General features: G+C 55.2%; 9 protein-coding genes, 2 tRNA genes and 1 pseudogene. 4 read left to right on the forward strand and 8 right to left on the reverse strand.

Annotated features, from left to right (window positions below; genetic code table 11):
* Positions 1 to 29: 29 nt before the first annotated feature.
* A complete protein-coding gene (locus tag RBB63_RS04240) occupies positions 30 to 620 on the reverse strand; it encodes an integrase core domain-containing protein (protein ID WP_309381424.1) in 591 nt (196 codons plus the stop codon).
* Positions 621 to 817: 197 nt separating this feature from the next.
* Positions 818 to 1,708 (reverse strand): annotated as a pseudogene (locus RBB63_RS23600) (type I restriction-modification system subunit M); the annotation flags it as partial.
* 366 nt (positions 1,709 to 2,074) lie between these two features.
* On the opposite strand from RBB63_RS23600, the gene RBB63_RS04255 reads away from it, so the two are divergent.
* Positions 2,075 to 2,149, forward strand: a tRNA-Arg gene (locus RBB63_RS04255).
* A 39-nt stretch (positions 2,150 to 2,188) separates the two neighbouring features.
* Here RBB63_RS04255 and RBB63_RS04260 read toward each other — a convergent pair.
* Positions 2,189 to 2,264, reverse strand: a tRNA-Lys gene (locus tag RBB63_RS04260).
* Between the two features lie 598 nt (positions 2,265 to 2,862).
* Between RBB63_RS04260 and scpB the strand changes: the two genes are divergently transcribed.
* Entirely contained in the window at positions 2,863 to 3,726 is an 864-nt protein-coding gene (scpB, locus tag RBB63_RS04265) for an SMC-Scp complex subunit ScpB (protein ID WP_309381428.1), read from the forward strand.
* On the opposite strand, the gene RBB63_RS04270 is transcribed toward scpB, so the two are convergent.
* Entirely contained in the window at positions 3,723 to 5,069 is a 1,347-nt protein-coding gene (locus RBB63_RS04270) for an MFS transporter (protein WP_309381430.1), read from the reverse strand. The genes scpB and RBB63_RS04270 overlap by 4 nt on opposite strands.
* 173 nt (positions 5,070 to 5,242) lie before the next feature.
* Between RBB63_RS04270 and RBB63_RS04275 the strand changes: the two genes are divergently transcribed.
* Complete coding sequence (locus RBB63_RS04275) at positions 5,243 to 6,844, forward strand: FAD-dependent monooxygenase (RefSeq protein WP_309381432.1); 1,602 nt, start codon at positions 5,243 to 5,245, stop codon at positions 6,842 to 6,844.
* Positions 6,845 to 6,850: 6 nt separating this feature from the next.
* Here RBB63_RS04275 and msrA read toward each other — a convergent pair whose 3' ends face one another.
* From msrA to RBB63_RS04290, 3 genes are read right to left on the reverse strand one after another with little or no spacing between them, the layout of a single operon-like run.
* Positions 6,851 to 7,498 (reverse strand): peptide-methionine (S)-S-oxide reductase MsrA, encoded by a 648-nt coding sequence (gene msrA / locus RBB63_RS04280; RefSeq protein ID WP_309381434.1) that lies wholly within the window; start codon positions 7,496 to 7,498, stop codon positions 6,851 to 6,853.
* A gap of 39 nt (positions 7,499 to 7,537) precedes the next feature.
* Complete coding sequence (locus tag RBB63_RS04285; protein WP_309381435.1) at positions 7,538 to 8,668, reverse strand: hypothetical protein; 1,131 nt, start codon at positions 8,666 to 8,668, stop codon at positions 7,538 to 7,540.
* A gap of 16 nt (positions 8,669 to 8,684) precedes the next feature.
* Positions 8,685 to 9,362: a hypothetical protein gene (locus tag RBB63_RS04290; protein ID WP_309381437.1), complete on the reverse strand. Its 678-nt coding sequence runs from the start codon at positions 9,360 to 9,362 to the stop codon at positions 8,685 to 8,687.
* A 253-nt stretch (positions 9,363 to 9,615) separates the two neighbouring features.
* Here RBB63_RS04290 and RBB63_RS04295 point away from each other — a divergent pair, with 253 nt between their 5' ends.
* Complete coding sequence (locus RBB63_RS04295; protein ID WP_309381439.1) at positions 9,616 to 10,953, forward strand: glycosyltransferase; 1,338 nt, start codon at positions 9,616 to 9,618, stop codon at positions 10,951 to 10,953.
* Here RBB63_RS04295 and priA read toward each other — a convergent pair.
* Positions 10,950 to 13,181, reverse strand: a complete 2,232-nt coding sequence (gene priA, locus RBB63_RS04300; RefSeq protein ID WP_309381441.1) for a replication restart helicase PriA — start codon at positions 13,179 to 13,181, stop codon at positions 10,950 to 10,952. The genes RBB63_RS04295 and priA overlap by 4 nt on opposite strands.
* Positions 13,182 to 13,297: the final 116 nt, after the last annotated feature.

Below are 13,297 nucleotides of genomic sequence, written 5' to 3' on the forward strand. Positions count from 1 at the left end.
CATACTCATGCAAACACTCCGACTGCAGTTTAACAATAGTCAATAAACGAACAAGTGGCTGAGTCCCCCTTTTTGGCCCACTTGTTATGAGAAGATTCAGTCGGTTTGTTGTTTACTCTGTTGGTTGGGTTGTTGAGGTTCTGGCGTAGAGAGGCCGTAGGCCGAACGGAGCCGGAACCTGTGGATTGTTGTTTGGCAAATTGGGCTGGCGTAAGCAAGCCCAGAGATCGGTGAGGTCTTTCGTGATTATGTAGGTGACGGTAATCATCGAAGATGACGCGTGATTCGCTCAGAGTGTAGATGAGCTCCCGGTTGAGGCATTCACGCCGGAACTTATCGTTGAAGCTCTCGACGAATCCATTCTGCCAGGGGCAGCCGGGATCGATGTAGATGGTCTTGATTTGATGGTCCTCAAGCCACCCTTGGATACACTTGGCGATGAACTCTGGCCCGTTGTCTGACCGGATATACTCAGGTGCCCCGTGTTCGGCAATGGCATCTTGGAGCAAGGTCAGCACATCCTCGGCTTTGATGGCTCGGTCGGAATGGATGCAGTGGCATTCACGCGTGTATTCGTCGATGAGATTGAACACTGGTTGGCCCTCGTAAAATCGATCCATTGCTACTGAGATGATTTTCTGGCAAAACCGGAAAATCGAAGATGAAGAACAGCCGTAGAAGCACCGAACGGATCATCCGCATCCTTCGTGAGACAGAAGGTATAACCACCTAGGAGGCATGCCGGGCGCACAACATGAGTCCGGCAACTTATCACCACTGGAAGGGCAAGCATCCCACGCTGGGCTATCGCAAGATCGCCGCCAAGCTGCGTGAAGCTGGCTGGATGGACAACGTGCTGGACCAAGACGAAATTGGCGTTGCACTTGGGCGGGACGCCGAGCTGCCAGCGCACGTCGCCGTCCTTGCGGAACCAGTCGGAGTCGTTGAAGGGCAGGTTGGCCAGGACGTATTCGGCGCGGAGATCGGGGTGCAAGTCGCGGCGGAAGGTGTCAGCGTGCTCGGGGCCGAAGTCGGCCTCGATGCCGCGCAGGGCCGGGTTCATCACCGCGAGGCGGCGAGTGGTCGGATTGCTCTCCTGTCCGTAAACGGAGATGTCACCCAAGCGGCCGCCGTGGGCCTCAACAAACTTTTCCGACTGCACGAACATGCCGCCCGAGCCGCAGCAGGGGTCGTAGATGCGGCCCTTGTAGGGGGCAGCATGCGCACGACGCAGGACGGGGTGTAGAACTGGCCGCCTTTCTTGCCCTCGGCGCTGGCGAACTGGCTGAGGAAGTATTCGTAAACGCGAGCGAGGATGACCTTGGCGCGGCGTTCGGCGGCGCCCAGTGATGGTGCCGACGAGATCGATCAGCTCGCCGAGGCGGTGCTTGTCCAGCGTGGGGCGGGCGTAGTCCTTGGACAGGACGCCTTTAAGGCGCGGATTCTCGCGCTCGATGGCAACCACGGCGTCGTCGGCGATCTTACCGAGGGTCGGCTGTTTGGCATTGGCCTGCAGGTGGGACCAGCGGGCGTCGGCGGGGACTCAGAAGACGTTTTCGGCCTTGTATTCGTCTTCATCCTCGGGGTCGGCCCCCTAGTATTCACCATCGCCAGCGATGAGCTTGGCGCGATGCTCCTCGAAAGCGTCGTAAGTGTATTTGAGGAAGATAAGACCGAGCACGACGTGCTTGTATTCAGCGGCATCCAGGTTCGATCGGAGCTTGTCGGCAGCTAGCCAGCGCTTTTACTCAAAGCCGAGCTGAGCGCCCTTGGCGGTCTTCTTTACGTTAGCAGATGATTTCTTGCGAGGCATGAGGTGAAACCTCCGATGAAATAATTCGTTCCCGCGAGGCAATCAATAATAAGATTTAATACAGAAGCACACAGATCAAGTCATTCAAGGGGCAACATCGAATAGCCATGAAGCTAAACACCCTTCCAGAGAATAGGTACTTGCGCGTAAGCAGTCGGACGACTACAGACTTGTTCGGATAATTTTGGACGGGTGGGAATTTCTGTGGGAATTTTCACTAATTTCTACACCAAAAAATCCATAAACATCTCATCATCAACGGTCCCCATAGTTCAATGGATAGAACCGCGGTTTCCTAAACCGTTAATCTGGGTTCGAGTCCCAGTGGGGGCGCCATCAATGAAAGAAAAAGCCCGCGTATTGCGGGCTAATGAATGGTGGGTCGGCCGGGACTTGAACCCGGAACCAATTGCTTAAAAGGCAACTGCTCTACCGATTGAGCTACCGACCCATACTGCTAAGAATTAAACACTTACAACTTTCGAATGACAGACTTTCTAAACCAGACTTCTGCACCTAGAAAAGGCGTCGGAATACTATGTATTCGAGTAAAAGACTCGTTGGTCTGCTACGTTCGTAACTGTTTAAGAGCTAGAAAAACGGAGGATACTACGCCCACCTTATCTTCAGTCAAGAAGGAAACCGGAACTATTCTGAGCATTTCTGCAGCGACATGATCTAAGCCGCAGCAGGCCAACGAAACCTCGCAGTTATGTGATAGCCTGCAAAGTATCTGTTTAATCATAATTAAAAGGCGGCCTAAGTGACACTTGCCCCATGAGCAAAGCCTGACCTTCATTACGCCAATAAGCACCGGTCAAAGACCCATGCGATTTTGCACTTTCCCGGAGAGCATTTGGTGCGTGTCACTTGTTAAACTTTCGCCCCCCATCGAAACGATACAGCTTTACCGCACGATAGGCCACTTACCACTCCGTTCACCCAGACGACATTGGTTACGCACGCCTGCATCGCATTTTGCTTAAAGGCGTGGAGAACCCACGCGCGACGCAGGCTTGGGCTTGAACTTCGAGCATGATTCCGTCTGAATGCCGGTTTCATCCATGGTCTTCAATTTAAAGAAAATTCTGCGCGCCCTCTTATTGTCGACGTCTGACCCGCTGTCCATTCGCGACATCCAGGCGGTCATCACCCGTTACCATCAGCAGGCAACGGATGATCCCGAGGAAGCGCCGTCCATGCCGCCCCCCGTATCGCGCCCTCCCTTCGAGCCCGAGCAGAGCGAATTGAACGACATCATGGAACAAGTCCCCACGCTGCTGACCGCGACTCAGATTCGCGACGCAATGGACGCTATTTCAGCCGAACTGATTGAAAAACGTGAAGTTTACCGAGTGGTTCAGGGGCCTGCGGGTTACCGCATCACCACCGCGCCGGACTACGCCGATTGGGTCCGACTGCTCCGCAATGAAGCCCGCCCCATGCGCCTTTCGCAGGCTGCGATGGAAACGCTGGCCATCGTTGCTTACCGCCAACCCGTTACTCGTGCTGAGCTTGAGGCGATTCGCGGCGTATCCGCCGATGGCGCCATTAATCGTTTGCTAGAGCATGAGCTCGTAGTGGTGACAGGCCGCGCCGACTTGCCTGGACGCCCGATCCAATACGGCACGACGGATAAATTTCTTGAATTCATTGGCATCCAATCCATTGAAGAACTCCCCGCCTCCGATGTGTTGTCGCCCAACCAAATTACCGAGTGGATCCGACAAGCCACTCAGGGCGAGCAAGAAGTCACCGAACAGGACGTGGGGCTGCCCAGCGAAGAAAGCCAGCAGCAACTACCCGTACCCGATGATGACGAGTTCGATGCTGAGCCTGACGCCAACGATGAAGAACCTGTCGAGCCTATCAGCTCGCCTTCCGAAGAGGACGAAGAGCCTAAAACGGTCTAATCAGTAGCGGTCTGTTCGTCAGCATAGCGACGCTGGGGATTTTCCACCCGCAAGCAAAGCGCAAGGATCACCACACACCCTCCGATGCTGGCATAGAACGCTGCATGATACGATTCGGTCAGCCATTTACTCAGATCAAAAAACACCGGCCCAAGCGCGCTCGTAATGACCATCAGCGTCATCACCCAACTGCTGATTTTGCCCAAGTGCTTGCGCCCGTAATAACGCGGCCAGGTGACCGTGAGCAGCGTGCCAAAAGATCCCCAAGTGACGCCAGTGCCAACAAGGAACAATGCAATGCCCCACCCCGTTGGAAAATTTAAGTAACCCACGAGGGAAACGATCATCGCCACCATTGTCAGCAAGTAGCAGTATTTCAGGCGAAAGCGACTCGTCATCCACCCAATGCCGAAGCTCACCGGAATGTTGATAAAAACGGTTTTGGCGAAGAGCGCATACAATTCCTCGGGCGTTAGGCCAAACTCTGGAGCCATCGATTGTGCATGAAATCCAAGCGCCGTGCCAATGAATCCATTGAGGCAAAACGTTCCTGAAAACAGCCAAAATGGCAAGGTGCGCGCAGCTTCGTTAGGCGTGAATTCCCGATAAACCGTAAACTCGCTCGAGTCTACTTTCTTAGCCGGTTTATCCGTGGCTCCACCGTCCATTTCGAGCCCGCACTCCTCGGGATTATCACGAAAGACCAGCCAGCAAAACAACGTGCCGACCACCAGCATAAACAAGCCCATGCCAATCCAGGCCTGTCGCCAACCGCCCAGCCAGTCCATGATCCACGCGAGAATCAACAGCGCCGAGGTGAAGGCAATCGACACGGGCATACCGCTGATCGCACTGGCCATGCCTCTCTTACGATCGAACCATTTGCCAATCATTGCACGCGAGACGATCGACAACACACCCTGCCCCCAGAAGCGAATGCAAAAGAAGCCCACAATAATCAGCGGCATCGCAACCCAGACATTTGGCTCATCAACAATGGCCAACATGATATGATCAGTCTGAGACATGTAGAGCAACGCCGCCCCCAAACACAGTGACGCCATCACCCCAACCTTGCGCGCGCCGATACGATCGAAGACTCCCCCCATCAACGGCAGCGTCAACCCGGAGGCGATCGTCCCAATCATATAGGCCGTGCTTAGCTCAAGGCTGCTGACGCCAAGCGCGGCCATCACATATTCCTTAAACGGACCCACGCCCGCCGTCTGCCCAGGCAGGCTGAACAACATCGCCGCTGTCCCCGCCGCCACAATCATCCAACCGTAGAAAAACGGAAAGCTCGCGGGCCGGAATGGCAAATCTGGATCAAAAAGTCGTTTCATAAGGCTCACGGAACCGCGAGTAATCGGAAGGAAATGCTTGGTCAGCGCCACCAACGATCAGCTCGCTCATCCAGTTTTTTATTTTCGAACAGTCCCCGAGGGAATGTCGCCATCTTTTTCGATTAATCTTTTTCCTTTAACCCCGATCCAGGCTGTGGCTGAATAAGGTCCGTATGAGCGATTTCGATGTCATCATAGTCGGAGGCGGGCCTTGCGGGCTCTTAACGTCGCTCTTACTGGAGCACATGGGCGTATCAAGCCTCGTCATCGAGCGACACCCGGACATCTCCATTCACCCGAAGGCCATGGGCATCATGCGGCGCACAGGGGAAATTTACCGACAGCTCGGACTCTATGACCGCATGCGCGCGGCGGACCTGACCGCCAAGTCCCCCCATGACTTGATGATCTGGTCCAAAAGCCTTACCGGTGAGATCCTAGGACGGGTTCCTGTTACGGAAAACGCTGAAGCGGTTACGCCCTGCGTGCGCTTCCACGCGCCACAGCCGCATACCGAAGCCGTCATTGCGCGGGAGATCAATGCGAGTCGCATCGGTAAGATAATCCATTACAAAGAGGTCGTCGCCACCGCCGAGACCGATTCCGGCGTCTCTGCAACCTATGTCGACCGCACCACCGGCGCGGAAACCATCGTGACTGGCCAATACCTAATCGCCGCTGACGGAGCCCGCAGCCCCATTCGCGAAAAGCTCGGCATTGAGGTTCAGGGACCTGGCGACATGGGGCACTTCCTCAACACCTATTTCCGCGCCAACTACGGACCACAGTTGGAGGATCGCAAATCATTACTTTATAATGCGCTCGGCGAAGATTTCATTGAGAGCTTTGTCACCGTCAACGGCCATGACCTGTGGCTGATGCACCACTTCCTTGAGGATGGTGAAACCATAGAGGATTATCCCGAGGAGCGCATGACGCAACTGATCAGAAAGGCGTCGGGCCTGCCAGACACACCCGTGGAAATCATTTCGATCCTGCCCTGGATCATGAGTCCCAAACTGGCGCTGCAATGGCGCAAAGGCAGATATTTTCTCGTGGGAGACGCCGCAGCGCGCCTCTCCCCCAGTGGTGGCATGGGCATGAACACTGGCCTACAGGGAGCTCACAACCTTGCCTGGAAACTGGCTTCAGTGGTCAAAGGCGATGCTCCGCAATCCTTGCTCGATACCTACCAAAGCGAGCGCCTCTCAGCAGCAGCCATGATTTCTCAAAGCAGTAACGACAACTTTATGGAGGTTTACTCCATCGTCGAGTGTGCGCTGCGCGGCGACTGGGACCGCGCCAAAGAACAGATTGCCCATAGCCGACGCGCGGGCAGTATGCTCGGCCTGGACTTGGGCCTCACCTACGAGCACGGCGCATTTGCCGCCGATGGAACCGACGCCCCCGAACGCAGCGATCCGCTCAACGACTACACCCCCAGCGGACGGCCTGGCGGCCGGGCGCCACACGTTTGGATCAGCGATAAGCAATCCACGCTGGACTTATTTGGCGACGGTTTCGCCCTCCTCACGGGACCAGACGGCGACGGCTGGCAAGCAGCTTTGGACAACGAAAGCTGGCCGTTGAAGGGAGTCCTAGCGACCAAGCGACACACAATCGACAGCGATGAGTTCCTCTCAATTTATGGCATCGAAAGCGACGGCGCCGTTTTGGTTCGCCCAGATGGCTATGTCGCGGCACGCTTTCAATCAATTCGTCAAAACGGGCCGGACTGGCTGATTGCGGCTGCCCGCGAAAGCATCGGCGCCTGAGGAGCGTCAGTTATCCAAGCCAAGCTTATCAAGCTTCGGCAGGATAACAAAACGGCAATAACCGGCATTCTGGTTATTATCGTAATAATCCTGATGATAATCCTCGGCTGCAAAGAAAGTCTCAGCCGGTGTAATTTCAGTAACAATCGGACTCTTGAAATTCTTCTGAGCATCGGCCTTTGACTTGGCGGCGGTTTCAGCCTGCTCATTGCTGTGTGTGAAAATGGCGGAGCGATACTGCGTGCCGACATCAGCGCCCTGGCGGTTGAGCGTAGTTGGATCATGCATTCTCCAAAACACGTCCAGTAGCTGATCGTAGCGAATGATATCCGGATCAAACTTCACTTGGATGACTTCAGCATGGCCGGTTCGCCCAGTGCATACCTCTTGATAAGTCGGGTTATCAACGGCTCCCCCCATGTAACCAGACTCAACACTGGCAACACCCGGCAGGCGCTGCATGACTGCTTCAGTGCACCAGAAACAACCGGCGCCAAAGGTGGCGACCTCCAGATTTTCGGGATTAGGCGTAGGCATATCGGCAATGGGCTTGGGTTCAGCGGTTCCCTCAGAACACCCTAAAAGGAAAGACAGAATCGCGACGACTGCAATCGCCGTCAGCGATTTTCGAAAGCGGGTGGATTTCAATTTCATGGGGGTTCAGTCGCAACTCACCGCGAAACCTGACACTTTTTACCAGTGAAGGAGTCGCTTAATCTCGAGCTCAAGCTCCTGAGCATTACGGTAATCCTCCAGGAAACGATCATTGGCGGCCAGCACTGGTTCCGCTTGATCGGCAGCCAAGGCAACTTCGAAAAACAAGCCCAGCGACAGGATTGAATTATAATATACCGGATTCGTGCGTTGGAGCTCGAGTTTGATCTCCCGGCGACGTAATTCCAAAGCGCTTTGCACCTCTGGCAGCGCACGCTTTTCCCATAGAGCCGGTCCCGCCATGCGCTGGTCTTCGCCATTAATCGCAACGGTGACAATGGCCAAATCGCGCACCATATCGCGTGACTGCCCCATCGTAAAAAATGGTGTTTCCCGGCTGCGCGCCATCGCTTGAAAACCAACCGCCCACCACATTTCCAAATCTTGCCGCGTCTCGAATTTATTCGGGAAAGCCTTAACCATGATGTAGTTGGGATTCAGGTCCTGCAGAAACGCCGCCAACACACGCCGAAAAAACGTTCGCTCAGGAATGCGGTTCTCCAGGAGCCGGAAAAACCAAACAGCATTGAGTGCAATTTTTTGCTCATTCACCCCAAACGGACCCTCGGCGTTCAGTAGCTCCTCCAGACCGAGTGGCGGTCGCTTGAGCGCCAGTTCACGCTGCACATCAGCATAACCAGGGCGGATACTCGCTTCAAGCAGTTGCCCCAAAGCCAACTCCAGCCAGGGGGGGGTGTTCTCGGCCGCAGACTGTCCGTAGCGCCAGACTGCGGCGCGGCGAACGAACGCACTCGCCAGCGCCTGGCAAACATCGCCAAAACGCGTGTCTTCATGCCAGGCAATGTAGACGTAGAAATTACCATTGGGCTGCATCTTGACAACATAAGGCGCTTCAAAGTTGGCGTTACTCATCAAGGTAATGCGTATCGGCAGCGGCACGCTACGGATTTCAGGAAAATAACGCAGCCCGAGGCGCTCCATCTGATCGGCCATCGCGCCCACGGTTTGGGTGCCGTCAAAGCTGACGCCGATCACCTGAAACAGACCATCGCGGCTGGTGCGCTCCAGAATATCCTGCCCCCGAGCTGGCGGCAGGCCCAGCATCAGCAAGCAAAGGCCAATGAACAGCGCGCGGTGAATTGAGCCCATGAACGCAAACAGACAGCTAGCGAACAAGCAGCAGTGCATCCCCCTCCAGGGAGACATTGGAAAGGGTCATCCAAGCCTGATTCAAGGCGGGATACTGCTCGGTATTCTCGAAGACTCCGTAGAGCGTTCCAGACACCACCGGAGCAATGCCAACCGAAGGCAAGTGGGCCGAGCCCAGATAGCTGTCAAAAGACTGGAATGCGTAACCACCGCCAGCAGGGACGAATACGCCGGAAGTCTGAAAACGGAGCTTCTCAGATTTACCAAAGGCCGCCACTTCAACAGTCATGCCAATCGTCATGATCCCATTCGCAATGCGGAAGTTGGGCGTATTGGGCTTAAGCGTAAGAAACCCACCTTCCTCCTCGCCCTGCTTGGCTTTGCTGAATTTAAAATTATCGGAAGCCCAACGATTGAGGTCTTCTTCGCTCAATTTGATGGCGCCTGGTTTCTGCTCCAGAAAAGCGCGCAGCAATGCCTTATACTCACCGCCACGATCATTCCCGATGACGTAGTAAACCGTCTTCGGCTCGATTTTATCCTCGTCCGGCATATTCCGCACCTCAGCAGCCGGCTTCACCGCGAGCGCACCGACGCCAATCAATAACCCGACGAATGCAGTGATGACGCCAAGAACAAGGGATGTGGCGAAATTTCCCTCAGAGGCTTCTTTCTTAATCTTTTTCCTGGCCATAAGTGTGAGTCGCCTGACCGTTCGCAATTAAACGGCGCAGGACAATTAACCGTGCATTATGAGTTGCCTTGTCAAAAAGCCAACGAAGAAGTGGCGTCAAATTTTAGTCAAAACCCGGCCTGATATCTGCTCTTAGCGAGCTAACAATGAAAGAATTCACACAGTTTCCGTCTTGCCGCCAAACGCAACTAATGCTGTTATTCGTGGTTAACTACTGAATTCTGCCAACTACATCGTCGGATAACTATACAGTGTGAGCGGAACCGCCCTAGAACCTTTGAGCCAGACGGTTGTCGAACCCGCGACCGCAACGATTAAGCAGCAGCCAGTCCCTATCTGCGTCGAGAAGAGGACTCCTGAGGCTTGCCAACCAACCCAGCTTAAAATCGCTTACCTGTTCACCACATTCCCCGTTACTTCGGAAACCTTTCTCCAACGGGAAGTCCGCGTAATGGCCTCGCAGGGGGTAAAAGTAGACCTCCATTCACTCTGGCTCGGCGATACGGAATGGGAGGGCATTCCCATTAAAAAGTTCCGGCATCGCTGGCTGCTTAAGCTCCTTTACCTGCTGCCCAAGCATTTTCTGGAGCGACCAGAGGTCTTTCGCGAGCTTTCCGAATACCTGCTCAAGCATCACATGCCGTCGTTGCTGAACCTCGGCGAAACCATGCGAGGCATCGGCTGCGCCCTGGTTCTGGCAGACGAGTTTAAGCGCGATAAGCCTGACGTTTTTCACTGTGTCTGGGCCACCATGCCCGCCACCACTGGCTGGCTGCTGAGCAAGCTGACCGGCGTTCCTTACACCATGGGCGCACATGCCTATGACGTATTTAAGAAGGAGGGAGATTGGCTGCTCGGTCCAAAGCTGAAGTCCGCGCTCATGGTCCACACCACCACCGACGCCGCCCGAAAGCACCTCATAGCCAAAGGAGCCCACAAGGATAAAGTGCTCCTCATTCGACGCGGGCTTGATGAATTCCCTGCTTGTAAAGCGCCTCGGGAGCAGCGTCGCCCGCTGCGCATCCTCAGCGTAGGTCGCCTCGTTCCCAAAAAAGGCTACCATCGCCAATTGGAAATTTTCCGCCGGTTAGCCGACGATGGCTTTCAATTCGAAGCACGCATTGTCGGTGGCGGACGCCTGGAGGACAGTCTGCGTCAGCGTCATGCGGAGCTCAACCTGCATCAGCATGTTGACCTGTTGGGCCGACGCCCGTTTAGCCAAGTCAAGAAGCAATACGACTGGGCCGACATCCTAATCTTCACTGGCATTGTGGCTCCCGACGGTGATCGTGATGGTCTCCCCAACGTGATCCCCGAAGCCATGGCCATGGGCCTCCCCGTCATCACATCACCCGTTTCTGGAACTATCGAAGCGATTCATCACGATGAGACCGGTTTCGTCGCCCGCAACGATGATTACGAAGCCTGGAAGCGCGCCCTAACGACGCTGCAATGCGATGACGCCGCGTTCCACCGCATTCGCGCCAATGCCCGCGCCTGGGTCGAGGAAAACTACGACAATCAGGTCAACGCCGCCTCCCTCGCAACGCGCCTGAAAGATTCGATCAAAGCGCGCGTCACCAGACGTTAAACCATGTCAACTGGATCGACGTCGAACACGTCGATGACTTCTTCGTCCATTGGAAATTCTTTGCGCAGCTTAAGAATCGCGGGAAGAACCTTGCTCACGTTGCCCAGAAAATACCAAATGTGGTAGCGGTAAGTGTCCTTAATCTTCTCCAATGGCGCCGGAGCCGGGCCGCGGATTTCCACCGGATGCTCAAGTTTTTCCTCCAGCAAATCGGCCCATTTTTCTGCGTAGAAGATTACCTTGTCCGGGTTGCGCCCCCGGAACAAATGCCGCACGATATGGCGAAACGGCGGATAATGAAACTCGCGACGCTGCTCAAGCTCGACCTCCAGATAACCGTCGAAGTCCCCGCGTCGCGCAAACTGAATCGGCTCATGATGCGGCATGTAAGTTTGCACGATCACCTCTCCCGCCAAGTCTCCCCGACCCGCACGCCCAGACACCTGCACCAGAAGTTGGAAACAGCGTTCGCTCGCCCGGAAATCGGGAACATGAAGCGAGATGTCCGCGTCGACCATGCCAACCAGCGTCACATTGGGAAAATCGAGTCCTTTGGCGATCATCTGAGTGCCGACGAGGATATCAATTTTACCCGCCCGAAAATCGCTCAAAATATGCCGAAAGAGATTTTTCTTCGTCATCGTATCGGTGTCTAGCCGCACGATTTTTGCCCGGGGCACGATACGTTGAACCGCCTCCTCAATGCGTTGAGTGCCAGCGCCGCGCTTGCGAATTTCTCCAGACCCACACTTTGGACAACGGGGGGGGAGGCGCTCGAAGTAGCCACAAATGTGGCACTTGATGCGATCATCGGTTTTGTGGTAAGTCAGCGTCACCGCGCAGTGGGGGCACTCGGGAGTAAAACCACACTCCGGGCAGAGCACCGAGTTTGAGTATCCACGGCGGTTGAGAAAAAGAATCGACTGTTCCTTCTTTTCGAAGCGGTCGATGAGCTTGTCCGCCAACGTTTGCGAGATGCTTTGCAGCCCATCGGTGCGTAGTTTCTCTCGGCGCATGTCGACAATGTGCACCGTCGGCAAGGAACGGTCATCCACGCGCTTGGTTAGACGGTTGAGCCGGTAGCGCTTTTGCTGGACGTTGTAAAGCGACTCCAGAGACGGCGTCGCCGATCCCAGAATGCAAGTCGCTCCAGCCAGCATCGCACGGTAGACCGCCACATCGCGCCCATGATAGCGAGGCGTCTCACCCTGCTTGTAGGCCGGTTCGTGCTCTTCGTCTACCACCACCAAGCGCAGATTATGAACGGGCGCGAAGATCGCCGACCGAGCCCCCACCACTACTTGAGCTTCGCCTTTGGCCAAGGCAAACCAAGCGTCAAAACGCTCGCCCACCGAGAGATGGCTGTGCCAGACAACAATCTTGGCGCCGTCGCGCTCAAGCCGCGCCCGCAGGCGACTCACCGTTTGCGGAGTCAGCGCGACTTCGGGCACAAGGAAAATACACCCCCCACCCTGTTGCATCACCGCGCGCATGGCGTCGAGGTAAACCTCCGTCTTTCCCGAGCCCGTCACCCCATGCAACAAATGTGGCCGAAATTCATTCGCCGACAAACTTGCACGAAAATCGTCGGCCGCAGCTTGCTGCTCTTCATTAAGCTGCACTTCGTGCGCGGCGACCGTTTCGGCCCCGGCGAGGTCGTCAGCGTAGACAACGCGCTCCTCGCGTTCGGCAAACTCACGCACCAGCCCCTTTTTGACCAGAGTATCACAGCTGGCCGCATTGACCTTGAGTCGATTCAAGACCATTGATTTCGGCAGCGGCTTGATTTGCTGCTGCAGGAAGCGATAGAGCTCCGCCTGCTTGGGCGCGCGCTTCTCGAGCTTGGCCATTTCATCGTCCGGCAGGATCTGCCGAACTTCCAGCAGCGAACGCATTTTCGGCGCTGTCTGCTGGCGGACGGCTGCGGGGATCATCGTCTCAAAAACCGTCTCCGCAGTCGCGGCGTAATACCGCTGCATCCATTGCCCTAGCTGGATGAGTTGCCCGTCGAGAACCGGTGTAGGATACAACACCTCAAGGATGAACTTTATCTTCTTGGCCGGGACATTTTCCTTCGACCCGATTTGCTTCACCACGCCCAGTTCCGTGCGGTTCAACAGCGGAATCCGCACCAGCGAACCCACAGTCACCTGTGCCTGCATCGCCTCGGGAACCGCATAGGCAAGGCTGCGATCAAGGCCGGTTAATGGCAGGATGGTGAGGAGCATCAGGAAATTAAAGTGAGCAAATTAAAAATTAAAGATCCGGGACAAAACAAGGAACCGATATTACCTGCGACACTCCACTTTAATTTTTAATTTGCTCACTTTAATCACAAAAACAA

This window comes from Cerasicoccus frondis, from assembly GCA_031296915.1.
Taxonomy (GTDB): domain Bacteria; phylum Verrucomicrobiota; class Verrucomicrobiia; order Opitutales; family Cerasicoccaceae; genus Cerasicoccus; species Cerasicoccus frondis.

Coding starts and splice junctions, on each gene's coding strand:
- RBB63_RS04240 (WP_309381424.1), bottom strand. CDS start 620: ATGGATCGATTTTACGAGGGCCAACCAGTGTTCAATCTCATCGACGAA.
- scpB (WP_309381428.1), top strand. CDS start 2,863: ATGCCGGTTTCATCCATGGTCTTCAATTTAAAGAAAATTCTGCGCGCC.
- RBB63_RS04270 (WP_309381430.1), bottom strand. CDS start 5,069: ATGAAACGACTTTTTGATCCAGATTTGCCATTCCGGCCCGCGAGCTTT.
- RBB63_RS04275 (WP_309381432.1), top strand. CDS start 5,243: ATGAGCGATTTCGATGTCATCATAGTCGGAGGCGGGCCTTGCGGGCTC.
- msrA (WP_309381434.1), bottom strand. CDS start 7,498: ATGAAATTGAAATCCACCCGCTTTCGAAAATCGCTGACGGCGATTGCA.
- RBB63_RS04285 (WP_309381435.1), bottom strand. CDS start 8,668: ATGGGCTCAATTCACCGCGCGCTGTTCATTGGCCTTTGCTTGCTGATG.
- RBB63_RS04290 (WP_309381437.1), bottom strand. CDS start 9,362: ATGGCCAGGAAAAAGATTAAGAAAGAAGCCTCTGAGGGAAATTTCGCC.
- priA (WP_309381441.1), bottom strand. CDS start 13,181: ATGCTCCTCACCATCCTGCCATTAACCGGCCTTGATCGCAGCCTTGCC.